Raw genomic sequence first — 22776 nt, 5'->3', positions numbered from 1 at the left:
TCATCCCTTTTCCGGTTGGTCTCCCCGAGCGGTGGATTTCAGGGATAACAGCAGATAGGCGATGACCGCCAGCAGGTAGCATCCCAGAATCACCAGCGCCATCGACAGCGCGCTGGTGCTGCCGGTCAGCCCGGTAAACGGCACGCTCAGCGCGCCGAGCGCGAACATGCTCAGACCAATCAGCGCCGAAGCGCTGCCGGCCTTGCCGCCCTGGCTCTGCATCGCCAGCGATGACGCGCAGGGGCCGACAATCCCGATCATGGCGATGGCGAAAAACAGCGGGATCAGAATGCCGATAAGCGGCGCGTGCAGCAATCCGGCCACCGTCAGCACCAGCGCCGAGATGACCGCGACAGCCAGCCCGGCGTGCAGCACGCGCTGCTCGCCAAAGCGCAGGCTAAAGTGGGAGGCCAGCTGTCCGGCGGCGATCAGCCCGATGCCGTTGACCGCAAAACACAGGCTGAACGCCTGCGGGCTTAGCCCGTACACTTCCTGCAGCACGAACGGCGAGGCGCCGATGTAGGCGAACATGCCGGCGCCGCACAGCCCCTGCGCCAGACACAATCCCATGAATGTCCGTTCCCGCAGCAGGCTTCCCAGCGACGACAGCATCGAACCGACCCCGCCGGCGATGCGCCGCTCGGCGGGCAGCGTCTCGTTTAGCCGCAGCAGACACATCGCCAGCAACAGAAAAGCAATCACCGCCAGCAGCACAAAAATGCCGCGCCAGTCGGTCACGCCAAGCAGTAAACCGCCCAGTACCGGCGAGAGGATCGGCGCCAGGCCGTTGATCAGCATCAGCAACGAGAAAAAGCGGGTCAGGGCATGACCGACATACAGATCCCGCGCGACGGCCCGGGACAACACCGCGCCGCCCGCGCCGGCGATGCCCTGCAACAACCGGGCGACGATCAACTGGCCGATATCCTGCGCCAGCGCGCACCAGACCGAAGTCAACAGCAGCATCGCCAGCGACAGCAACAACGGCAGGCGTCGGCCCAGCTTGTCGCTCAGCGGGCCGAAGATCAACTGGCCGGCGCCCAGCCCGAGCAGGCCGGCGGTCAGGCTAAGTTGGGTGGCGGCCGTCGAGGTGGCGAGCGCGCCGGTCATCTGCGGCAGCGCCGGGAGGTAGAGATCGGTACATAGCGGGCCGAGCGCGGCCAGCGTACCCAGAATCAGGGCGTATTCAAGTCGTGAACGGGATGATTTTTCAGTCATGGCGTCTTATCAGGAAACAGTGAGTCAAACAGGGATTGGTACAGCGGTTCCAGCACCGCGACCGGGGCGCGCTGCGGAATCACACTGCGGAATGTCGTGCCTTCGCACAATACCGCCATCAGTTCGGTACGCGCGGCGATTTCCTCATCCGAAAAATGCGGAAAGCGGTGTTTCATCAGCGTACTGGCACGGGTAAACATTTGCTGGTCGGCTTCCTGCATGATGCTCGCCACCCGCGGGTTACGGGTGGCTTCGGATGCCACTTCCAGCATCAGCAGGTTGTCATCGTCATCGCTGTCCCCGGCGATCGGTAACTGACGGCGGGCCAGCAGCGGCGCAAAACGCCGGGGGTCTTCATTTTCCGGCGTCATGCGCTGTAGCCGGATATCGACGATACGCCGCACGATCTCCTCAATGATGTCGTCTTTGTTGACGAAATAGCGGTAAATCTGCCCGACGCTAAGCTGCGCCTGCGCGGCGATTTCCGCCATGCTGGCGCCGTGAAAGCCGGACTGGCGAAAGCAGCGGCGGGCGGCGGCGATGATCTGATCACGCCGGGCCTGCGCCTTGTCTTCATGATGGGGTGATGGCATAGCATTGCTCCAATGCCTGGATAACGTTGCTAACGCTATCCTTGCAAATTTTATAAGAAGTCTGACGTCAAATTTTTTATATTGAGAACGAACGTTCATTCTCAATTCTAGGACAGGACTTGATGCGAAGTAACAACTTTATTGTAACAGTGGCTACGTGCGCTGCGCTGTTGACGGGATGCGATCGCAGCGCTGTTTCACCGGCGTCGTCACAGCCGGTGGCGGTGACCGTGCAGACGCTGCATGGCGCACCCGTCACGCTGCACAGCGAACTGACCGGCCGCGTGACGGCGGCGATGGTATCCGAGGTTCGCCCGCAGGTGGATGGCATTATCCAGCAACGGTTATTTACCGAAGGCAGCGAAGTGAAAGCCGGGCAGATGCTGTATCAGATTGACCCGGCCAGTTATCAGGCGGCGGCGGATCAGGCCGCCGCGGCGCTGAAAAACGCCCAGTCCACCGTGCGCTCGGCCAAACTGAAAGCCGAACGTTACGCCCGGCTGCTGAAAGAAGAGGGGGTGTCGCAGCAGGACGCGGACGACGCGCAGGCCACCTATGAGCAGGATGTCGCCAGCGTTGCGGAAAAGACCGCCGCCCTGAAAACCGCGCAAATCAACCTGGCGTATACCCGCATTACCGCGCCGATTTCCGGCCGCATCGGTATTTCGTCGGTCACGCCGGGCGCGCTGGTGACCGCCAGCCAGAGCACCGCGCTGGCCACCATTCGCCAACTGGACCCGATCTACGTCGACCTTACCCAGTCCAGCAGTCAGCGGCTGGCGCTGCTGGCGCACCAGAAACAGCAGCAGGCGGCGGTAACGCTGACGCTGGAAAACGGCCAGCCTTACAGCCAGCCGGGCGTGCTGAAACTGGCGGAAGTGGCGGTGGATGAAGCCACCGGTTCAGTGACGCTGCGCGCCGAGTTCCCTAACGCCGGGCATATGTTGTTACCGGGCATGTTTGTGCGCGCCACCGTGGAAACCGCCAGCGTGCCTGACGCCATTCTGGCGCCGCAGCAAGGCATCCTGCGCGACACCAAAGGCAATGCCTATGCGCTGGTGGTCAACAACCAGCAGGTGGTGGAGCGGCGCGAGGTGGAAACCGGCGAAGCGATGGGCAGCCGCTGGCTGATCACTCAGGGGCTGAACGCGGGTGACCGGCTGATTACCGAAGGCACCGACAAGGTGCGCACGGGCGATAAAGTCACCGCCGTTGAGGAGAGCGCCCGGTCGGATACGGCGACGCCGCGCACGACGGAGGCCCGCTGATCATGTTCTCCCGTTTCTTTATTCATCGCCCGGTGTTTGCCTGGGTGATCGCCATTGTCATCATGCTGGCGGGCGCGCTGTCGATTGAATCGCTGCCGGTGGCGCAGTACCCGAATGTGGCGCCGCCCTCCATCGCCATCAAAGCCAGTTACCCCGGCGCTTCCGCCGACACGCTGGAAAACAGCGTGACCCAGGTGATTGAGCAGCAGCTCACCGGGTTGGACGGGTTACTCTATTTTTCTTCCTCCAGCGATTCGAGCGGCGATGTGCGCATCACCGCCACGTTTACGCAGGGCACCAACCCGGATACCGCGCAGGTGCAGGTGCAGAACAAGGTGCAACAGGCCACCAGCCGCCTGCCCACTGAAGTGCAACAGCAAGGCATCACGGTGACCAAGTCCCAGCAGGATTTCCTGCTGATCATGGCGTTATACGACACCACGGATAAAAGCACCGCCGCCGACATCGCCGACTACATGGTCAGCAACCTGCAGGACCCGCTCTCCAGGGTAGACGGCGTCGGCAGCGTACAGGTGTTCGGTTCCCAGTACGCGATGCGCATCTGGCTGGACCCGACCAAACTGGCGGCGTACAGCCTGATGCCGTCGGATATTTCCTCCGCGATCGAAGCGCAGAACACCCAGGTGTCGGCCGGGAAAATCGGCGCGCAGCCGGCCGGCAGCGATCAGCAATTGACCGCGACCGTCACCGCGCAATCACGGCTGAAAACCCCGACGCAGTTCCGCGACATCATCGTTAAAAGCGAATCCAGCGGTGCGTTGGTGCGCCTTGGCGACGTGGCGCGGGTCGAGCTGGGCAACGAGGACTACACCACCACCACCCGGCTGAACGGTCACCCCGCCGCCGGGATCGCGGTGATGCTGTCGTCCGGCGCCAATGCGCTGGCGACGGCGGAGCGGGTGAAAGCCAAAGTGGCGGAGTTCACCCCGCAGATGCAGCAAGGCTACGAAGTGTCCTACCCGAAAGACAGCACCGACTTTATCAAGGTGTCGGTGGAAGAGGTGGTGCAGACCCTGTTTGAAGCCATCGCCCTGGTGGTGCTGGTGATGTTTCTGTTTCTGCAGAACCTGCGCGCCACGCTGATCCCGGCGGTGGCGGTGCCGGTGGTATTGCTGGGGACGTTCGGCGTGCTGGCGGTGTTCGGGTACTCCATCAATACCCTGACGCTGTTCGGCATGGTGCTGGCGATCGGCCTGCTGGTGGATGACGCCATCGTGGTGGTGGAAAACGTCGAGCGGCTGATGCGCGATCAGGGACTGTCGCCGGTGGCGGCCACGGAACAGTCGATGCGCGAGATTTCCAGCGCGCTGATCGGGGTGGCGCTGGTGCTGAGCGCGGTGTTTCTGCCGATGGCGTTCTTCGGCGGATCGACCGGGGTGATCTATCGGCAGTTCTCCATCACCATCGTGTCCTCCATGCTGCTGTCGGTGGTGGTGGCGTTGACGCTGACGCCGGCGCTGTGCGCGGCGTTGCTGAAACCGGCGGCGCATTCGTCGCCGGACGGCAACGGTTTCTTCGCCCGTTTCAACCGTGGGTATGACCGTTTGCAGCAGCGCTATACCGGGCGGGTGGCGCATGTCATTACCGGACCGTGGCGCTATCTGGCGCTGTACGGTTTGCTGATCGTGGCGTTGGGCTTACTGTTCCTGCGGTTGCCGGGCGGCTTCCTGCCTAACGAGGATCAGGGCGATGTCATGGTGCAGTTTACGTTGCCGGCTGGCGCCACCGAAGCCCGTACCAGTAAGGTGGGGGAGCGCATCGAGCACTATTTTCTCACCGAGGAAAAAAACAATGTTGAAGCCATTTTCGTGATTTCCGGCTTCAACTTCAGCGGCAGCGGACAGAATGCCGGGATGGCGTTTGTGGCGCTGAAAAACTGGAGCCAACGCCCCGGCAGCGCGAACAGTTCCGACGCCATCGCCCATCGCGCCATGCAGGCGCTGTCCGCGATTCGCGACGCGCAGGTGTTCACCATGTCGCCGCCGGCGGTGCAGGGGCTGGGCCAGTCTGACGGCTTTACCTTTGAATTGCAGGCTACCGGCAATACCGACCGCAGTCGTTTACTGGCGTTGCGCGATCAACTGTTGGCGGAAGCGGCGAAGAATCCGCGGCTGTCCGCAGTACGCCCCAACGATCTGGTGCAGATGCCGCAGCTACAGGTGGACCTCGACTACGCCAAAATCCGCGCGCTGGGGCTGTCGATCAGCGATGTCACCAGCACGTTGAGCAGCGCCTGGGGCGGCACCTACGTCAACGACTTCATCGATCGTGGCCGGGTGAAGAAAGTCTACATTCAGGGCGACGCCGGCTCGCGCGGCCAGCCGTCGGATCTCGACAAGTGGTTCGTGCGCGGCACCGACAGCAGCGGCAACAGCGTAATGACGCCGTTCTCTGCCTTTGCCGCCACCCGCTGGAGCTACGGCCCGGAAAGCCTGTCGCGTTATAACGGGCTGGCGTCCTACGAAATTCAGGGCACCGGCGCGCCCGGCGTCAGCTCCGGCAAGGCGATGGACGAGATGGAAGCGCTGGCGCGCGCGCTGCCTGCCGGCACCACCTTTGCCTGGAGCGAGCTCTCTTATCAGGAACGGCTGGCCAGCGGGCAGGCGATATCGCTCTACGCCATGTCGATTCTGGTGGTGTTCCTGTGCCTGGCGGCGCTGTATGAAAGCTGGAGTATTCCGTTCTCGGTGATGATGGTCATCCCGCTCGGGGTGGTGGGCGCGGTGCTGGCCGCAACATTGCGCGGGCTGGAAAACGACGTCTATTTTCAGGTGGCGTTGCTTACCACCATCGGGCTGTCGGCCAAGAACGCCATTCTGATCGTGGAGTTCGCCGAAGCCGCTTACCGGCGCGGCGCCACGCTGTATGAAGCGGCGCTGGAAGGGGCGCGTACGCGTCTGCGGCCGGTGCTGATGACGTCGATGGCGTTTATCGCCGGGGTATTCCCGCTGGCGGTGGCGACCGGCGCAGGCGCCAACAGCCGTATCTCCATCGGCAGCGGTATTGTCGGCGGTACGCTGACTGCCACCGTGCTGGCGATTTTTCTGGTGCCGATGTTCTTTGTGTTGGTCAGACGGGTATTCCCCGGTCGCCACACGCAAACATCGCCATCCACCTCGATGCCAACGCCTACGCAGGGAGAAAACTGATGCGCGTTATTATGACGTTACTGACCGGCGCTATGCTGTTATCCGGCTGTTCGCTGGATCCGCACTATCAGCGGCCGTCCGCGCCGGTGCCTGACGCCTGGCCGCAAGGGGCGGCCTATCATGCGGCGGCGGCGGCCCGCCAGCCGGCGGATGATATCCCGTGGCGCGAGGTGCTGGTGGACGATCGCCTGCGTCAGGTTGTCGACATGGCGTTGTCGGACAACCGTGATCTGCGCAAAGCGATTGCCGATGTGGAAGCGGCGCGCGCGCAGCTTGGCGAAAAGCGCGCGACGCTGCTGCCGACCATCAACGCCGGGATAGATGGCGATCGCAGCCGTTCGCTCAGCAGCAGCGGCAATGGGACGGTATTGAGCAGCAGCTACGGCGCCAGCCTGTCCACCAGCGCCTTTACGCTGGATTTGTTTGGTAAAAACCGCAGCCTGACCGGCGCGGCGCGGGAGACGTATCTGTCCAGCGCCGCCACCGCCACCAGCACCCGGCTGACGCTGATCGCCGATACGTCCACCGCCTGGGTGGCGCTGGCGACCGCCCGCAGCAATCTGGCGCTGGCGCGTCAGACGATGGAGAGCGCCGGGCAGTCGCTGGCGGTGACCCGCAGCCGGTTGCGTAACGGTGTGGCGTCGGCGGTGGATGTAGCGCAGGCGGAAACCGTCTACCAGCAGGCGCGGGCGGACGTCGCCAGCGCGCTGACCACCGAAGCGCAGGATAAGAATGCGTTGGACCTGCTGGCCGGGCGCCCGGTGCCGGAGGCGCTGTTGCCTGCGGATGTGGCGTCGCTGGCGCAGGCGGTGAAACCGGTCGCCGCCGGCATTTCGTCCGCCGCGTTGTTGCGCCGTCCGGATGTGCAGGCGGCGGAACATACCCTGAAATCGGCCAACGCCAATATCGGCGCGGCGCGAGCGGCATTTTTCCCCAGCATTACGCTGACCGCCAGCAACGGCCTGAGCAGCGAGGCGCTGTCGTCGCTGTTTAGCGGCGGCGCGCACGTCTGGTCGCTGGCGCCGTCCGTCAGCCTGCCTATCTTTGACGGCGGCGCCAACCTGTCGGCGTTGCGCTACGCCGAGGCGGAAAAACAGGGCTATGTCGCCAGTTACGAGAAAACGTTGCAGACCGCGTTTCGCGAAGTGGCCGACGCGCTGGCGCGCAAAGGCACGATTGATGAGCAGCAGGCGGCGCAACGCGATTACGTGGCGGCGGCCGAGCGCAGTTATCAACTGGCCAGCAACCGCTACCGCGCCGGGGTCGATACCTATCTCAACGTACTGGATGCCCAGCGTACGCTGTACAGCGCTCGTCAGTCGTTGCTCAGCCTGGAACAGTCGCGGCTGGATAATCTGATTACGCTGTATAACGTATTGGGAGGTGGGGTGAAATAATATTTTTCGGCAGAGCGGGGATTATTTCCCGGCTCTGCCTTTTTAAATCTGGTTATATTTTTACTGCTGTTTTTTCTTTTGATAAATCGATTTTTTAGACTTAATACAGCAAGGATAATGGAGCGTATTCTGTCGGTCGCCAACGATTGCGATGGAAAACCGACTTACAACATCACCTATGACGCGGCCGGTAAAACGCCGCTGCTGATTGGCAAGCGGATTTATAATTCCGCCGGCCACTCTTCGGAAATTGGCAAGCAAAGTAGCGCCACAAACGGCGATATTGCGCATCTGGTGAATAATCTGTTCGACTCGAATTCAAAAATAAGATGTTCGCCACGCTGGATGCCGACATCGGCGCACAGCAGTTTGGACTGCCCCCACACCGGTAGACGATCCTGCCCTATAGTTTGGAATACCACGCGCCGGTTTGGTGCTGGTCAGCCCGTTGGTTGCACAACCGCCTGAGCAGGCGCACTATTTGTATCAGGCGCACTATTTGCATGTGTATTGCATAATGTGGCAATCGGCGGTGTAGAGAGAAGAGAGAATGGTAGCGGACCCTTCAACGACAATTCGTTTTCTGATGGCTTCGCGCCAGTGTGAACTGAATAGCCTGCGCGGGCTGCTGCAAAGCGGCGAGCTGGTGGGGCGCATCAGCCAGCTGGTGCACATGCTGCAACGCGAACGCGGCACTTCCAACCTGTTCCTGTGTTCGGACGGGCGGCTGTGTGTGGATGAACTGCCGCAGCGCGAGCAGGATGTGCAACAGGCCGAGTCGCAATTTATGGAACAACTGGATGACCTGGCGCAGCGCGCCGGGTCGTTGCTGCAGGCCAGCCGGCTGTTCAGCCGCGCCGCCAGCGTGGTTTACACGCTGGGGTTGCTGCCGTCGCTGCGCCAGCAGGTGCGGCAACGCGCGTTGCCGCAGTCGGACGCGATGACGGTGTTCAACGACATCATCCGCCATCTATTGACGCTGGTGTTCGAAGTGTCGGATACCGCGGCGGAGCCGGTGATTGCCCGTGCGCTGGTGGCGATGTTCAGTTTCATGCAGGGCAAGGAATTGGCCGGTCAGGAGCGGGCGGTCGGCGCCGCCGCGTTTGCCGCCGGTGAATTTCCGGTCAGTACTCAGCAGACATTGCTGGACCTGATCGAACGTCAGGAGCGTTGCTTCGATACCTTCGCCAATTTCGCCGATGACGTCAGCCGTGAGCGCTGGCTATCGCTGGCGACCGATCGGGAATTTGAACGACTGCGGCGCGTGGCTTGCACCCGCGCGCCGGACAACCTGCCGCTGGAAGGCAGCCTGCAATGGTTCGCGCTGGCGACGGCGCGTATCGACGCCATGAAGCACATCGAGGATCGGCTGGAGCAGACGCTGATGCAACTGTGCCGCGATCGTATCGCCGCCGCCGAGCAGGCTTGTCTTGACCAGCAGGCGGATGTCGCCGGCCTGATGGCGGCGCAGCAGGGGGAAGACCACAGCTATTCGGTGTTTATCGCCCGCTCGGAGATGGAGCAGGGCGCGGCGGCGCACAGCTGGCTCGACAGCGACGGCGTGCGGCCGCAGCTGGGGCGTTCGCTGCTGTCGCTGGTGCAACAGCAGGCGCGGCGTCTGCAGGCGCTGGATCATGAACTGGCGGCGATGCGCGCGACGCTGGATGAGCGGCGCCAAATCGACCGGGCCAAGGGCGTGCTGATGCAGCACCGGGGCTTAAGCGAAGAAGAGGCGTATAAAACCCTGCGCCGTATGGCGATGAACCAGAATAAGAAACTGATCGAGATTGCCAACGCCATGCTGGCGGTGGCGGATGTGTTTCAGGATAACCCCTGATGGAACGCGGCGAGTTGGCATGGCGTTAACTGGAATCCGCTCGCCGTGAATGCACATAAAGCGTGCGTGATTTGCCAGATAACGGTGCAGCCGAAGCCGTTATCTTCCCACCGCTCTGACGCGTATAGCGGCGGTTGTTCGTTTTCGCCATCGGCCTGATATCCCGGCTGAATTGATCCAGCTCAATATTAGCCGCGCTTTCGGCGAGCAGAATAGCCCCATCGGGACGCGTCGGTTATCCGGCGCGGCATGGACGGTCCACTCAATGTGCTGTCAGGTCACAGGGATATCTGACAGGTTGGCACACACCTTGCTTCATCTCCGGTAACAATTCACTGCGACTTTTTCGTGCTAATGGCGGTACGGAAAAGCGCTGGGCAAAGGCGTCCATAAGCGTGCGATTTTCGCATGGCTTATGGACGCCTTTTTGTTTTTGCCGCCGAAACGGCGGGTTGCCGAGGTGTCGTTGATGAGTGATTCCAAAACCGATAACAAAACCAATAACCAAACACAGGCGTTTTCCCGCCGCCAGTTTCTGGTGGGGAGCGCTGCGCTGGGCGGCGCCATGCTGCTGCCGGGAATAATGAACCGCGCCTGGGCGGCCGGTTCCGATGCCCCGGAGAAGAAAGAGGTGCGCATCGGTTTTATTCCGTTGACCGACTGCGCATCGGTGGTGATGGCGTCGGTAAAAGGTTTTGACAAGAAATACGGCATCACCATTGTGCCGAGCAAGGAAGCGAGCTGGGCCGCCGTGCGCGACAAGCTGGTGTCCGGCGAACTGGACGCGGCGCACGTGCTCTACGGGCTGTTGTACGGCCTGCAGGCCGGCGCGTCGGGGCCGCAGCACAATATGGCGGCGCTGATGACGCTGAACAACAACGGTCAGGCGATCACTCTGTCCAATAAGCTGCGCGAAGCCGGCGTGAGCGATGCCGCCAGCCTGAAGCGTTTTATTGCGGCCAGCCCGGCGGGGACTTACACCTTCGCCCAGACGTTTCCCACCGGCACCCACGCCATGTGGCTCTATTACTGGCTGGGGGCGGCCGGCATCAACCCGTTTGACGACGTGCGCACCGTGGTAGTGCCGCCGCCGCAGATGGTGGTGAACATGAAGATCGGCAACATGAGCGGTTTCTGCGTCGGCGAGCCCTGGAACCAGCGCGCGATTACCGACGGCCTCGGTTTTACCGCCGCCACGTCGCAGGATATCTGGCCGGATCACCCGGAGAAGGTGCTCGGCACCAGCGCCGAATGGGTTAACGCCAACCCCAATACCGCCCGCGCGCTGACGGCGGCGGTGCTGGAAGCCTCGCGCTGGATCGACAGCTCGGACGACAACCGGCGCGAAACCGCCCGCGTCATCGCCGGGCGCGCGTACGTCAACACCCAGGAGGAGACGATTGTCGGCCGTATGCTGGGGCAATACGACAACGGCGCGGGCAAAAGCTGGCAGGACGCGCACGCCATGCGCTTCTACCACGACGGCGAAGTGAACTTCCCGTATCTGTCGGACGGGATGTGGTTCCTCACCCAGCACAAACGCTGGGGCCTGCTGGCGCAGGAGCCGGATTATCAGGCGGTGGCCCGTCAGGTCAATCGCATCGATATCTACAAACAGGCGGCCAGTGCGGTCGGCAACGTGCCGCTGCCATCCGGCGAGATGCGCAGCAGCGTATTGATTGACGGCAAGCGTTGGGACGGCAGCGATCCGGCCGGTTATGCCAACAGCTTCAGCGTGAAAAAGTAACGGAGAGCGACCATGAAAACGCAAGCCCAGATTCTTTCGATCGTGCCGGAGCCGACTGACACGCCGCACCACAATGCTGTCGCGACCGACGCCACCGTTATCGCCTTACCCGAAACCGTTGGCGTAGCTGCACCGGCGCCGACCGTCGCCTCGCCGCGCGCCGTCTGGCGGCCGCGCCTGAGCCGATGGCTGTCCCGGCTGTTGCCGGGCGGCGTCGGCATGATCCTGCTGCTGGCGGTCTGGCAGCTCGCGGCGCTGAGCAGCAAAGGTTTCCCGACGCCGTGGCAGACCTGGCTGGCGGCGCAGAGCATTTTTGCCGACCCCTTTTACGTGGCCGGCCCCAACGATCAGGGCATCGGCTGGAACGTGCTGGCGTCGCTGGAGCGCGTCGGCATCGGTTTCGGGCTGGCGGCGCTGGTGGGGATTCCCGCCGGGTTCCTGATTGGCCGCTTCCGGTTTATGGCGGCGATGTTCAACCCGATTATTTCGCTGTTGCGTCCGGTCAGCCCGCTGGCGTGGCTGCCCATCGGCCTGCTGCTGTTCCAGCGCGCCGAGCCGGCTTCCAGCTGGACCATTTTTATCTGCTCCATCTGGCCGATGATCCTCAACACCGCCGAGGGGGTGCGCCAGATTCCGCAGGATTATCTCAACGTGGCGCGGGTGCTGAAGCTGTCCGAATTCACCATCATGCGCAAGATCCTGCTGCCGGCGGTGCTGCCGAGCGTGCTGACCGGGGTGCGGCTGTCGATCGGCATCGCCTGGCTGGTGATCGTGGCGGCGGAAATGCTGACCGGCGGCATCGGTATCGGCTTCTGGATTTGGAACGAGTGGAACAACCTCAACGTGCCCAACATCATCATCGCCATTCTTGTGATTGGCGTGGTCGGGCTGTTACTTGAGCAAGGGCTGATGTTGCTGGCCAAACGCTTCAGCTATGAAACCCGTTAAGGAGAAACGTATGCGCGATCAACCGATTATCCGTATTCAGCAGGTCAGTCAGCGTTTTTCCACCGCCAGCGGTTCGTTCCTGGCGCTCGATAACGTGAGTTTCGATATTCATACCGGGGAAACCCTGAGTTTGATCGGGCACTCCGGCTGCGGCAAATCAACGCTGCTCAACCTGATTGCCGGGCTGACGCTGCCGACCAGCGGCGGCCTGCTGTGCGACAACCGCGAAATCGACGGTCCGGGGCCGGAGCGGGCGGTGGTATTCCAGAACCATTCGCTGCTGCCGTGGCTCACCACCTACGACAACGTCGCGCTGGCGGTGAAGCAGGTATTCCGCGGCCAGATGAGCAAGGCGGAGATGCACGAGTGGATCGTCCATAACCTGGAGCTGGTGCACATGGGGCACGCGCTGAACAAGCATCCGCATGAGATTTCCGGCGGCATGAAGCAGCGGGTGGGCATCGCCCGCGCGCTGGCGATGAAACCCAAGGTGCTGCTGATGGACGAACCGTTCGGCGCGCTGGACGCGCTGACCCGCGCCCATTTGCAGGACGCGGTGATGGAAATTCAGCAGCGGCTGAACACCACCATCGTGCTGATAACCCATGACGTGGATGAGGCGGTGTTGCTCTCCGACCGGGTGCTGATGATGACCAACGGCCCGGCGGCCACGGTGGGCGAGATCATGACGGTGGCGCTGGAACGCCCGCGCTCTCGCGTCGCGCTGGCGGATGACCCGCGTTATCACCAGTACCGTCAGCAGGTGCTGCATTTCCTGTATGAGAAGCAGCCGCACGCGGCCTGACGGGAGGAAGCAGCGATGAGCGCGCATCTGGTGATTATCGGCAACGGTCTGTCCAGCGCGCGGCTGGTAAAGCGACTGGGGCAACTGGCGCCGCAACGCTACCGCGTCACCGTCATCGATCGCGAGCCGCGCGACAGCTATAACCGCGTGCTGCTTTCCTCGGTGCTGGGGGGCGAAAAAACCTTTGAGGACACGCAGTTAGAGCCGGCGCCGGCAACGATGGACGTGACCATACTGACCGGCGAGTCGGCGCTACGTATTGATCGGGCTACGCGGGAAGTGATTACCGATCGCCGTCGCCTGACCTATGACCAACTGGTGTTCGCCACCGGTTCCCGCCCGTTTATGCCGCCGTTGCCGGGCATCGACCTGCCGGGCGTGATGGGCTTTCGCACGCTGGATGACGTCGAGCGGATGTGGGCGGCGGTGCGACAGGGAAAGCCGGCGGTGGTGATCGGCGGCGGATTACTGGGGATTGAAGCCGCCGCCGCGCTGCGATTGCAGGGCGCCGCGGTGACGCTGCTGCACCGCCACGCCCGGCTGATGGAGCGTCAGCTCGACGCCACCGCCAGCGACCTGTTGTGCGCCCGGCTGCATGAGCGCGGCATCCGTTGCCTGACCGGCGTGCAGATTCAGGCATTATCCGGTAACGAATTGTCCGGTAATAAATCGTCCGACGGCGAGCAGGTGGAGGCGGTCGAACTGGCGGACGGTACGCGCTTGCCTGCCGGTCTGGTGGTGGTGGCGACCGGCGTGCAACCGGTGTGTGAGCTGGCTCGCGACAGCGGCCTGGCGTGCGGGCGCGGCATTCTGGCCGACGGCCAGTTGCGCACCGCCGATGAATACGTCAGCGCATTCGGCGAGTGCGCTGAAGTGAAGAGTGAAACGGTCGGGCTGGTGGCGCCCTGTCTGGCGCAGGCCGATGTGCTGGCCGCCCGGCTGGCGGGGCAACCGGTGGCGGATTACGCGCCGGCGGCGCTGGCCACCCGACTGAAAGTTACCGGGATTGACGTGGTGAGCGCGGGGGAGTTGCACCCGCAGGAGGGCGATCGACTCCACTCGCTGTCAGACCCGCTCGGCGGCCATTATCGCCGCCTGATATTCCGCGACGACCGGTTATGCGGCGCGCTGCTGTTCGGTCATGTCAGCGACAGTCCGCAACTGCTGGCGGCCATGGAGACCAGGCTGCCATCGGCACCGTCGTCGCTTTTGTTTGGTCTGTCTTTTCCTGAAGTAGACATACGGCCTGCGGCCGTAAGGATTTCTGTCATGAGTAAACCCGTATTGGTGGTAGTGGGGCACGGCATGGTCGGGCACCACTTTCTGGAGCAACTGGTGGAACGCAGCCTGCACCAACAGTATCACGTGGTGGTGTTTGGCGAGGAACGCCATCCGGCCTATGACCGGGTACATTTGTCCGAGTATTTTGCCGGTCGCAGCGCCGAATCCCTGTCAATGGTCAGCGAGGGCTTTTTCGAACAGCACGACATTGAATTGCGCACCGGTTGCCAGGTGACGGAGATTGACCGTCAACGCCGCTGCGTGCGCGACGCGAACGGCCAGGAAACCCCGTACGACCGGCTGGTGCTGGCGACCGGTTCCTACCCGTTCGTGCCGCCGATGACGGGCAACGATCGCCCCGGTTGTCTGGTGTATCGCACGCTGGAGGATCTGGACGCTATTGCCGCCGAATCGCGCGAATCGCGCAGCGGCGTAGTGGTGGGCGGCGGTCTGCTGGGGCTGGAAGCCGCCAACGCGCTGCGCCAACTGGGGCTGGAAACCCATGTGGTGGAATTCGCCCCCAGACTGATGGCGGTGCAACTGGACGACGGCGGCGCGCAGCTGCTCAAGCGCAAGATTGAGGCGCTGGGCCTGCAGGTGCACACCGGCAAGGAAACCCGCGCGATTACGGCGGGCGAGCAGGCGCGCCACCGGATGAATTTCGCCGACGGCACGGCGCTGGAAACCGATCTGGTGCTGTTTTCCGCCGGTATCCGCCCGCGCGATCAGCTGGCGCGTGACGCCGCGCTGGAGATCGGCGCCCGCGGCGGCATCGTAATCGACGACTATTGCCAGACCTCGGATGACGCTATTTTCGCCATTGGCGAGTGCGCGCTATGGCAGGGACAGATGTTCGGGCTGGTGGCGCCGGGTTATCAGATGGCGCGCACCGTCGCCGCCCGGCTGGCGCAACAGGAGCAGTCGTTCACCGGCGCCGACATGAGCACCAAGCTTAAGCTGCTGGGGGTGGACGTGGCGTCGATCGGCGATGCTCACGGTAAAACCGAGGGCAGCCTGAGCTATCAGTGGAACGACGAACCGAATCAGGTCTATAAAAAAATCATTGTTTCGGCGGACGGCAAACGGCTGCTGGGGGCGGTGCTGGTGGGCGACAGCAGCGATTACAGCACGCTGTTGCAGATGAAACTCAACGACATGACCTTACCTGCGCACCCGGAAAGCCTGATTCTGCCGGCGCTGGACGGCGCTGCGCCGAAAGGGCTGGGGGTGGCGGCGTTGCCGGACAGCGCCCAGATCTGCTCCTGCCATAACGTCAGCAAAGCGGACATCTGTGCGGCGGTGGACAACGGCTGCACCGATCTGGCGTCGCTCAAGGCCTGCACCAAGGCGGGCACCGGCTGCGGCGGCTGCGTGCCGCTGCTCAAGCAGGTGATGGAGTACCAGTTGCAGCAGTCGGGCATCGAGGTAAAAAAAGACATTTGCGAGCATTTCGCCTATTCGCGTCAGGAGCTGTACCACCTGATCCGCGTCAACCGTATCCGTAGTTTTGGCGAGCTGATCGCCCGCCACGGTCACGGGCTGGGCTGTGAAATCTGTAAACCGCTGGCCGGATCGATGCTGGCGTCCTGCTGGAACGATTACGTGCTGAAACCCGAACACGTACCGTTGCAGGATACCAACGACCGTTTCCTGGCCAATATCCAGAAAGACGGCACCTACTCGGTAGTGCCGCGCATTCCCGGCGGCGAGATTACCCCGCAGGGATTGATCGCCATCGGTCAGGTGGCCGAACGTTATCACCTGTATACCAAAATTACCGGCGGCCAGCGGGTCGATCTGTTCGGCGCGCGGCTGGAGCAACTGCCTGCTATCTGGCAGGAGCTGATCGACGCCGGGTTTGAAACCGGTCATGCCTACGGCAAGTCGCTGCGTACCGTCAAATCGTGCGTCGGCTCCACCTGGTGCCGCTACGGCGTGCAGGATTCCACCTCGCTGGCGATTGCGCTGGAGCACCGTTACAAAGGGCTGCGCTCGCCGCACAAGCTCAAGATGGCGGTTTCCGGTTGCACCCGCGAATGCGCCGAAGCGCAGGGCAAAGACATCGGCGTGATCGCCACCGACAAGGGTTGGAACCTGTATGTGTGCGGCAATGGCGGCATGAAACCGCGTCATGCCGACCTGTTCGCCAGCGATCTGGACACCGATACCCTGTTCCGGCTGATCGACCGCCTGCTGATGTTCTACATCCGTACCGGCGACCGCCTGCAGCGCACCAGCGTTTGGCTGGATAACCTGGAAGGCGGCATCGACTACCTGCGGCAGGTGGTAATCGACGACAGTCTGGGAATTGCCGACGAGCTGGAAAACGACATGCGCCAGGTTATCGACAGCTATCAGTGCGAATGGCAGACCACGCTGGCGCATGACGAACACCGGGCGTTGTTCCGCGCCTTCCTTAACAGCGACACGCCGGATGAAGCGGTAGTGATGGTGCCGGAGCGCGGTCAGCCTCGCCCCGCCCGTCTGGAGGAGAAGACGACGGCGGCATCAGAGGCGGCTGGCGTGGAAGGCTGGCAGTGCGTCGGCTTCCTCTGCGATATTCCGGCGAATGCCGGCATGGCGGCGCGGGTCGGACATCAGCAGGTGGCACTGTTTCATCTGCCTGCCGCCCAGCCGGGGCAGGCGGGACACGTGTTCGCGCTCGATAATCAGGAACCGGGCAGCGGCGCCAACGTGCTGTCGCGAGGCATTGTCGGCGACGTGGCGGGCGAGCCGGTGGTGATTTCGCCGTTGTACAAAAAGCGTCTGCGTCTGCGTGACGGCGTTAGCCCGGATGACAGCCAACTGCGGGTGCGCGCCTGGCCGGTGCGTGTGGTACAGGATCGTATCTGGGTGGCGAACGAACCGATGGCGGTGGCGGCGGCCGACATGGCGGAGGCGTTATGAGCGGCTGCCGCACCACCTGTCCTTACTGCGGCGTGGGCTGCGGGGTGATCGCCACCCCGCAGCCGGACGGGAGGGTGACCATTGAAGGCGATCGCCAGCACCCGGCCAATCTGGGGCGGTTGTGCGTCAAAGGCTCGGCATTGGGCGACACGTTGGATCTGCAAGGGCGGCTGCTGTGGCCGCTGGTTGACGGTCATCGCGTCAGCTGGGATCAGGCTCTGGATCGGGTAGCGCAGTCGCTCGGCGACATTATTGCGCAGCATGGCCCGCAGGCGGTGGCGTTTTACGGTTCGGGGCAACTGCTGACCGAAGACTATTACGTCGCCAACAAGCTGATGAAAGGATTCATCGGCAGCGCCAACATGGATACCAATTCCCGGCTGTGTATGGCATCGGCGGTGGTCGGGTACAAGCGGGCGCTGGGCGCCGATGCGGTGCCTTGTAACTACGAGGACATCGAACAGGCCGATTTGGTGGTGCTGGTCGGGTCCAACACCGCCTGGGCGCACCCGGTGGTGTATCAGCGGCTGATGCAGGCCAAACAGCAGCGCCCGCACATGCGGGTGGTGGTGATCGATCCGCGTCAGACCGCCACCTGCGATGCGGCGGAGTTGCACTTGCCGCTGGCGCCCGGCAGCGATGCCGGGTTGTTCAACGGGCTGCTGCGCTGGCTGGCGCAGCGGAACGCGCCGGTTCCCGACGGGCTGAGCGGCGTGGAGGCGGCGCTGGCGGCCGCCGATGACTGGACGGTGGAGCGGGTGGCGGAATTCTGCCAACTGGACCGCGAGGACGTCGCCTGTTTTTACCAGTGGTTTAGCGACACCGATAACGTGGTGACGCTTTATTCGCAGGGCATCAACCAGTCCTCTTCCGGCAGCGACAAATGCAACGCCATCATCAACGTGCATCTGTTCAGCGGCCGTATCGGCCGGACCGGGTGCGGCCCCTTTTCGATTACCGGTCAACCGAATGCGATGGGCGGGCGCGAAGTGGGCGGGCTGGCGAATCAGCTGGCGGCGCACATGGGCTTCAGCCCGCAGGAAGTGGACCGGGTCGGCCGTTTCTGGGGCAGCGACCGGGTGGCGCCGGCGCCGGGATTGATGGCGGTGGATCTGTTCCGCGCGATTGAAGCCGGGCAGGTCAAGGCGGTGTGGATCATGGGCACCAACCCGGTGGTTTCCATGCCGGAGGCGGATCGGGTGCGGCAGGCGCTGTTGCGCTGCCCGCTGGTGATCGTCTCCGACGTGATGCGCCACACCGATACCGCCGACTGCGCGCATGTCCTGCTGCCGGCGCTGGCGTGGGGGGAAAAGGACGGCACGGTTACCAACTCCGAGCGCCGCGTTTCCCGTCAGCGCGCCTTTCTGCCCGCGCCGGGCGAAGCGAAAGCCGACTGGTGGATCCTGTCGCAGGTGGCGCAACGCATGGGATTTGGCGCGGCGTTCGATTATCGCCACCCGGCGCAGATCTTCCGTGAGCACGCCGCCTTGTCCGGATTTGAGAATCAGGGACAGCGTGCGTTCAACATCAGCGCGCTGGCAACGCTCAGCAATGAACAATGGCAGCAACTGACGCCGGTGCAGTGGCCGGTCACCAGTGCCGTCAGCGACGGTACCGCGCGATTGTATACCGACGGGCGCTGCTGGCACCCGGACGGTAAAGCGCGCTTGCTGGCGATCACGCCGCAACTGCCCGCCAATCCGCCGTCGCCCGCGTATCCACTGGTGCTCAATACCGGCCGGGTACGCGACCAGTGGCACACCATGACCCGCACCGGCAAGGCGCCGCGTCTGATGCGCCATCTGCCGGAACCCTATTGCGATCTTCACCCGCAGGATGCGCTCAACGCCGGCGTTCACGACGGCGAACTGGTGCGCATCAGCGCCGAGTCGGGCTGGATGCTGGCGCGGGCGCAGGTCCAGCGCGGGCAGCAGCGCGGCAGCATCTTTGTCCCCATGCACTGGAACCGGCAGTTTAGCGCGCAGGCGCGGGCGGATAGCCTGGTGGCGGCGGTGACCGATCCCTATTCTGGTCAGCCGGAAAGCAAGCAGGCGCGGGTGCGTATCCAACGCTGGCCCGCTGTGTGGTTCGGCGAACTGTTTGTGCGCGGCGACGTGACGGCGCCGGACTGCGGCTACTGGAGCCGTATTGCCGCCGACGGCGTGTCCCATTACACGATCGCCGGCGAACAGACGCCGGAGCACTGGCTTGACTGGCTGGCCCGCCAGTACGGGCTGGACGGCGTCGACTATCAACAGGCGCAGGGGGACGGCGGCCTGTTTCATGCGGTTGGCTGGCTATCGGGGCAGGTGGCGGTGGCGCTGTATGTCGACGCTCGCCGGCCGGTTCTGGAGCGCGAGACCATCCTGACGGCGTTTGCCGCGCCGCCGCAACAGACGTCGGACCGGCTGGCGTTGCTGGCCGGGTGCGCGCCGCAGGGCGAAGCGCCGCAAGGAGCGACCATTTGCAGCTGCTTCGCGGTGGGAGAACAGCGCATTATCGACGCCATCCGCCAGGGGTGCCACAGCGTGGCGCAACTGGGCGAACAACTACAATGCGGGACCAATTGCGGGTCCTGCGTGCCGGAACTGAAGGCGTTGCTGCAACACTATGCCACGCCGGACACATTACGCCGGGCGGGCTGAGCCGCGCCCGGATAAGGAGCCATCAACATGAACCCTACTCTGAACACTCTGATGGCGCAGGGCCATCAACGCCAGCCTCTGCTGGCCGGCGATGTCTGGCTGGTGGGCGCCGGCCCGGGCGATGCCGAACTGCTGACTATCAAGGCGCTGCGGGCGATTCAGCAGGCGGATGTGGTGGTGCATGACCGGCTGGTTTCCGCCGATATCATGGCGTTGGTGCAGCCGGAAACGTTGCGCATCGACGTCGGCAAGCAGCAGGGACACCACGCGCTGCCGCAACCGCAAATCAACCAGTTGCTGATGGAGCTGGCGCAGGCCGGGCAACGGGTGGTGCGGCTTAAAGGCGGCGATCCGTTCATTTTCGGCCGCGGCGGCGAGGAAATGGATTATCTACAGCAACAGGGCGTGACCTGCCATGTGGTGCCCGGCATCACCGCCGCCACCGGTTGCGCCGCGGCGGTGGGGCTGCCATTAACCCATCGGGACTGCGCCCAGTCGGTGCGTTTTATCACCGGCCATGCCCGCGACGGCGAACCGCAACTGGATTGGGAAACGCTCGGCGCCGGCCAGCAGACGCTGGTGTTTTACATGGGGCTGAGCCATGCCAGCCGCCTGTGCCAGAAATTAATTGCCAATGGTCTGCCCGCCAGTACGCCGCTGGCGATTATCGAGCGCGGCACCCAGCCGGAACAACGTTTGCTGACCGCCACGCTGGCGACGTTGCCAACGCTGATGGCGCGTTATCAGCCGCAGTCACCCAGCCTGCTGGTGGTGGGGGAGGTGGTACGTTTCAGTCGTCACCCGGCGCTGACGGTCGCCGGCGAGGCGATGATGAAGGTGGGAACGGTGGCGGCGTAAACGACTGCCGCCCAATTACGAGCGGCAGCTTGCAGGCGAGGTTTATTTTCTGCGTGCAATCGCATCGGCGAGCGCGTTCATCTGATCGGCGATCAGCGCGGTGATTTTTTCGTCTTTCAGGTTGCCTTGATCGTCAAAACCGCCGGCAAAGGCGTTGGCGAACACTTCCGGTTTATTCAGCGGATGGATGTTCAGGTAGATACAGCTCTGCCGCAAGTGGTATTGGGCGCGGGAGGTGCCCATACCGCCGCCGGCGCCCATCAGCGCGGCCGGTTTATCGTTCAGGATGGTGGTGTCCGGCAGGCGGGAGATCCAGTCAAGAATGTTTTTCAGCGCCGGCGCCATCGAATAGTTGTATTCCGTACAGGCGAATACGAAGCCGTCCGCTTCGCTGGCCTGACGCGCGATACGCTGCACCGAGGCGGGAACCTCGGTCAGGTCGGCGTTGTAGAACGGTACATCCAGCAGGTCTGCGATCTCAAGCGTGACGCCCGCCGGCAGCACGGACTGCGCGGCGCGCAGCAATCCCCGGTTGGCAGAGGCTTTACGCAGGCTGCCGGCAATACCTAACAGTTTGATATCACTCATGGTGTTGTCCTTTTTGTATGAAAAGAAAATCACCGGGATCACGTCGGCGCGCACCGCGTCTCCGTTTGTCCCTGACTCGTCATAGCATAGAGCGTGGGTGGGAAAATGCCATTAGCCCGATGGGTTGATTTGTCGCCGTGAGCCTTGATCCACGAGAGATTCAATACCGGTGGGTTAGTGAAAATACATCAGTTCAACTATAGTATCCGCTCCTTTTCTTATCTGTTTACTTAACATGAACTTATTAACATTGATCTCAAGGATGTTGGTGCTGGGTTTCGTTTGTATGGTGGGTATGGCGCAGGCAACGCCGATGGTATATAGCGGCAAGCTGGGGACGACGCCGGTGGTGCTGGAGCTGGATATACGCTCGGATGGCAAAGTGGAAGGACGCTATTTTTCTTCCATGGAACATGTGACGCATTCACTTTCTGGCTCTCGGAGTGAGCAGGGTACGTTGGCGCTGGAGGTCAATGACGACGAGGATTCTGACGTGGTTGATGACGAGTCAGAGGCTAAACCGCCTGTTAACCGGGTCTTGACGCTACGAGCCGCCGGTGAACAGGGATGGCAAGGTGAGTGGCGTGAAGGGGAGACAGCACCTGTGGTGGTGGTGATGTTGCCAGCCGTGCCGATGGAGTCTACGGCGGTGGTCAAACTATCGCCTTTTATGCAGTCGCTTTATGCTCTATCCATGTATGATTTTTTGTTCCAACAAGGCTATGAGTTGAAAATGGCCAAGGAAGGCGTTGTCAATGGTTACCATGTGGAATGGTGGCAAGATCCGCTGACACATTTTTCAATGTTTCAGGTGATATCCGGTTACCCGGCAGAGCAGCGCGAGCAATTGAACGCCAAATTGCGTGATGACTTTTGGCAGATCCTGATGCGCCCGACGTGGTGTGGTGACAAGAATATTTTTGGGGTGAAAATTGGTTTTCTGTCACCGAATGTCGCCAGCTATATCATATCCGGGCAACACAGCTGCCCAGGCGCAGCACATCCGACGTCTGAAATTTTTACCCGCACGTTTCGCGTCAGTGACGCAACACTGTTGTCGCTGTCCGACCTATTTTGGGTTGGTGAGCGGCCTGTACCGGATGAAGACGCCATTGAGGATGATTACTGGGAAGACACTTTTTCTGTCTGGTTAAAAGAGCAGTTCGACAAGCTATACCCGGCTCAGATGAGCAAGACGGGCGATGCAGAAGGGGCATTCGATGGTTGTAATTATACTTCTGAGAATATCTGGGTCGATACGCCCTGGTATCTCACCCGCAAGGGCATCTACTTCCAAACTATGACGCCTAATATGTTGAGTACCTGTAATGATAGTGGCTGGGAAATTTTGCCATGGAAATTGGTAAATCAGCATCGTGGCCGTCTGCAAGGTTTGACGCTGCCCTGATTTTCTATCTGTGATAAATCCATGCGGGCTTGTAATCTAATGTGAGCCTGCATGGCAGTCACAGCTGCATATACAAGCACAAGGTTCTCTTTTTTATCCAGATAAA

15 protein-coding genes are annotated in these 22776 nt (G+C 62.4%); 12 read left to right on the top strand and 3 right to left on the bottom strand.

Going from position 1 to position 22776, the window contains the following annotated elements; translation table 11 throughout:
• Both DXXMK7_RS13915 and DXXMK7_RS13910 read right to left on the bottom strand, forming a co-directional pair.
• Positions 1–1218, bottom strand: a complete 1218-nt coding sequence (locus tag DXXMK7_RS13915) for a multidrug effflux MFS transporter (protein ID WP_038667555.1) — start codon at positions 1216–1218, stop codon at positions 1–3.
• Positions 1215–1811 (bottom strand): TetR/AcrR family transcriptional regulator, encoded by a 597-nt coding sequence (locus tag DXXMK7_RS13910; protein ID WP_038919618.1) that lies wholly within the window; start codon positions 1809–1811, stop codon positions 1215–1217. Before DXXMK7_RS13910 ends, DXXMK7_RS13915 begins: the two co-directional genes overlap by 4 nt.
• Before the next feature lie 122 nt (positions 1812–1933).
• Between DXXMK7_RS13910 and DXXMK7_RS13905 the strand changes: the two genes are divergently transcribed.
• The 11 genes from DXXMK7_RS13905 (at position 1934) to cobA (ending at position 20674) form a co-directional block, all read left to right on the top strand.
• Positions 1934–3079, top strand: a complete 1146-nt coding sequence (locus DXXMK7_RS13905; RefSeq protein WP_038919617.1) for an efflux RND transporter periplasmic adaptor subunit — start codon at positions 1934–1936, stop codon at positions 3077–3079.
• A 2-nt stretch (positions 3080–3081) separates the two neighbouring features.
• Positions 3082–6249 carry an efflux RND transporter permease subunit gene (locus tag DXXMK7_RS13900; RefSeq protein WP_038919616.1) on the top strand — a complete coding sequence of 1056 codons (3168 nt, stop codon included), beginning with the start codon at positions 3082–3084 and terminating at the stop codon, positions 6247–6249.
• A complete protein-coding gene (locus DXXMK7_RS13895; protein ID WP_038919615.1) occupies positions 6249–7646 on the top strand; it encodes an efflux transporter outer membrane subunit in 1398 nt (465 codons plus the stop codon). Before DXXMK7_RS13900 ends, DXXMK7_RS13895 begins: the two co-directional genes overlap by 1 nt.
• Positions 7647–7763: 117 nt before the next feature.
• Positions 7764–8114, top strand: a complete 351-nt coding sequence (locus DXXMK7_RS22685) for a hypothetical protein (protein ID WP_127353473.1) — start codon at positions 7764–7766, stop codon at positions 8112–8114.
• A gap of 82 nt (positions 8115–8196) precedes the next feature.
• Positions 8197–9483, top strand: a complete 1287-nt coding sequence (locus DXXMK7_RS13890; protein ID WP_038919614.1) for a nitrate regulatory protein — start codon at positions 8197–8199, stop codon at positions 9481–9483.
• Between the two features lie 469 nt (positions 9484–9952).
• Positions 9953–11230, top strand: a complete 1278-nt coding sequence (locus DXXMK7_RS13885) for a CmpA/NrtA family ABC transporter substrate-binding protein (RefSeq protein ID WP_038669468.1) — start codon at positions 9953–9955, stop codon at positions 11228–11230.
• Positions 11231–11242: 12 nt separating this feature from the next.
• Entirely contained in the window at positions 11243–12178 is a 936-nt protein-coding gene (ntrB, locus tag DXXMK7_RS13880) for a nitrate ABC transporter permease (RefSeq protein WP_038919613.1), read from the top strand.
• Between the two features lie 10 nt (positions 12179–12188).
• Positions 12189–12983: an ABC transporter ATP-binding protein gene (locus DXXMK7_RS13875; protein ID WP_038919612.1), complete on the top strand. Its 795-nt coding sequence runs from the start codon at positions 12189–12191 to the stop codon at positions 12981–12983.
• A gap of 15 nt (positions 12984–12998) precedes the next feature.
• Positions 12999–17171 (top strand): nitrite reductase large subunit NirB, encoded by a 4173-nt coding sequence (nirB, locus tag DXXMK7_RS13870; protein ID WP_072093955.1) that lies wholly within the window; start codon positions 12999–13001, stop codon positions 17169–17171.
• Positions 17168–19816 (top strand): nitrate reductase, encoded by a 2649-nt coding sequence (locus DXXMK7_RS13865; protein ID WP_038919611.1) that lies wholly within the window; start codon positions 17168–17170, stop codon positions 19814–19816. The genes nirB and DXXMK7_RS13865 overlap by 4 nt, the downstream gene beginning before the upstream one ends.
• A gap of 27 nt (positions 19817–19843) precedes the next feature.
• A complete protein-coding gene (gene cobA, locus DXXMK7_RS13860; protein WP_038919610.1) occupies positions 19844–20674 on the top strand; it encodes a uroporphyrinogen-III C-methyltransferase in 831 nt (276 codons plus the stop codon).
• A gap of 42 nt (positions 20675–20716) precedes the next feature.
• Here the strand turns inward: cobA and DXXMK7_RS13855 are convergent, their stop codons facing one another.
• A complete protein-coding gene (locus DXXMK7_RS13855) occupies positions 20717–21262 on the bottom strand; it encodes an NADPH-dependent FMN reductase (RefSeq protein ID WP_038921042.1) in 546 nt (181 codons plus the stop codon).
• A gap of 262 nt (positions 21263–21524) precedes the next feature.
• Here DXXMK7_RS13855 and DXXMK7_RS13850 point away from each other — a divergent pair, with 262 nt between their 5' ends.
• Positions 21525–22670 (top strand): hypothetical protein, encoded by a 1146-nt coding sequence (locus DXXMK7_RS13850; protein ID WP_231348804.1) that lies wholly within the window; start codon positions 21525–21527, stop codon positions 22668–22670.
• The last annotated feature ends 106 nt before the right edge of the window (positions 22671–22776 follow it).

The organism is Dickeya sp. MK7 (assembly GCF_000406305.1).
GTDB lineage: Bacteria > Pseudomonadota > Gammaproteobacteria > Enterobacterales > Enterobacteriaceae > Dickeya > Dickeya fangzhongdai.
The sequence above is the reverse complement of the archived record's forward strand: the minus strand, read 5'-3'. Positions and strand labels throughout refer to the sequence as shown.

What these genes read in the sequence shown, in the direction of transcription:
- DXXMK7_RS13915 (WP_038667555.1), bottom strand. Translation starts at nt 1,218, where the DNA reads ATGACTGAAAAATCATCCCGTTCACGACTTGAATACGCCCTGATTCTG.
- DXXMK7_RS13910 (WP_038919618.1), bottom strand. Translation starts at nt 1,811, where the DNA reads ATGCCATCACCCCATCATGAAGACAAGGCGCAGGCCCGGCGTGATCAG.
- DXXMK7_RS13905 (WP_038919617.1), top strand. Translation starts at nt 1,934, where the DNA reads ATGCGAAGTAACAACTTTATTGTAACAGTGGCTACGTGCGCTGCGCTG.
- DXXMK7_RS13900 (WP_038919616.1), top strand. Translation starts at nt 3,082, where the DNA reads ATGTTCTCCCGTTTCTTTATTCATCGCCCGGTGTTTGCCTGGGTGATC.
- DXXMK7_RS13895 (WP_038919615.1), top strand. Translation starts at nt 6,249, where the DNA reads ATGCGCGTTATTATGACGTTACTGACCGGCGCTATGCTGTTATCCGGC.
- DXXMK7_RS22685 (WP_127353473.1), top strand. Translation starts at nt 7,764, where the DNA reads ATGGAGCGTATTCTGTCGGTCGCCAACGATTGCGATGGAAAACCGACT.
- DXXMK7_RS13890 (WP_038919614.1), top strand. Translation starts at nt 8,197, where the DNA reads ATGGTAGCGGACCCTTCAACGACAATTCGTTTTCTGATGGCTTCGCGC.
- DXXMK7_RS13885 (WP_038669468.1), top strand. Translation starts at nt 9,953, where the DNA reads ATGAGTGATTCCAAAACCGATAACAAAACCAATAACCAAACACAGGCG.
- ntrB (WP_038919613.1), top strand. Translation starts at nt 11,243, where the DNA reads ATGAAAACGCAAGCCCAGATTCTTTCGATCGTGCCGGAGCCGACTGAC.
- DXXMK7_RS13875 (WP_038919612.1), top strand. Translation starts at nt 12,189, where the DNA reads ATGCGCGATCAACCGATTATCCGTATTCAGCAGGTCAGTCAGCGTTTT.
- nirB (WP_072093955.1), top strand. Translation starts at nt 12,999, where the DNA reads ATGAGCGCGCATCTGGTGATTATCGGCAACGGTCTGTCCAGCGCGCGG.
- DXXMK7_RS13865 (WP_038919611.1), top strand. Translation starts at nt 17,168, where the DNA reads ATGAGCGGCTGCCGCACCACCTGTCCTTACTGCGGCGTGGGCTGCGGG.
- cobA (WP_038919610.1), top strand. Translation starts at nt 19,844, where the DNA reads ATGAACCCTACTCTGAACACTCTGATGGCGCAGGGCCATCAACGCCAG.
- DXXMK7_RS13855 (WP_038921042.1), bottom strand. Translation starts at nt 21,262, where the DNA reads ATGAGTGATATCAAACTGTTAGGTATTGCCGGCAGCCTGCGTAAAGCC.
- DXXMK7_RS13850 (WP_231348804.1), top strand. Translation starts at nt 21,525, where the DNA reads ATGTTGGTGCTGGGTTTCGTTTGTATGGTGGGTATGGCGCAGGCAACG.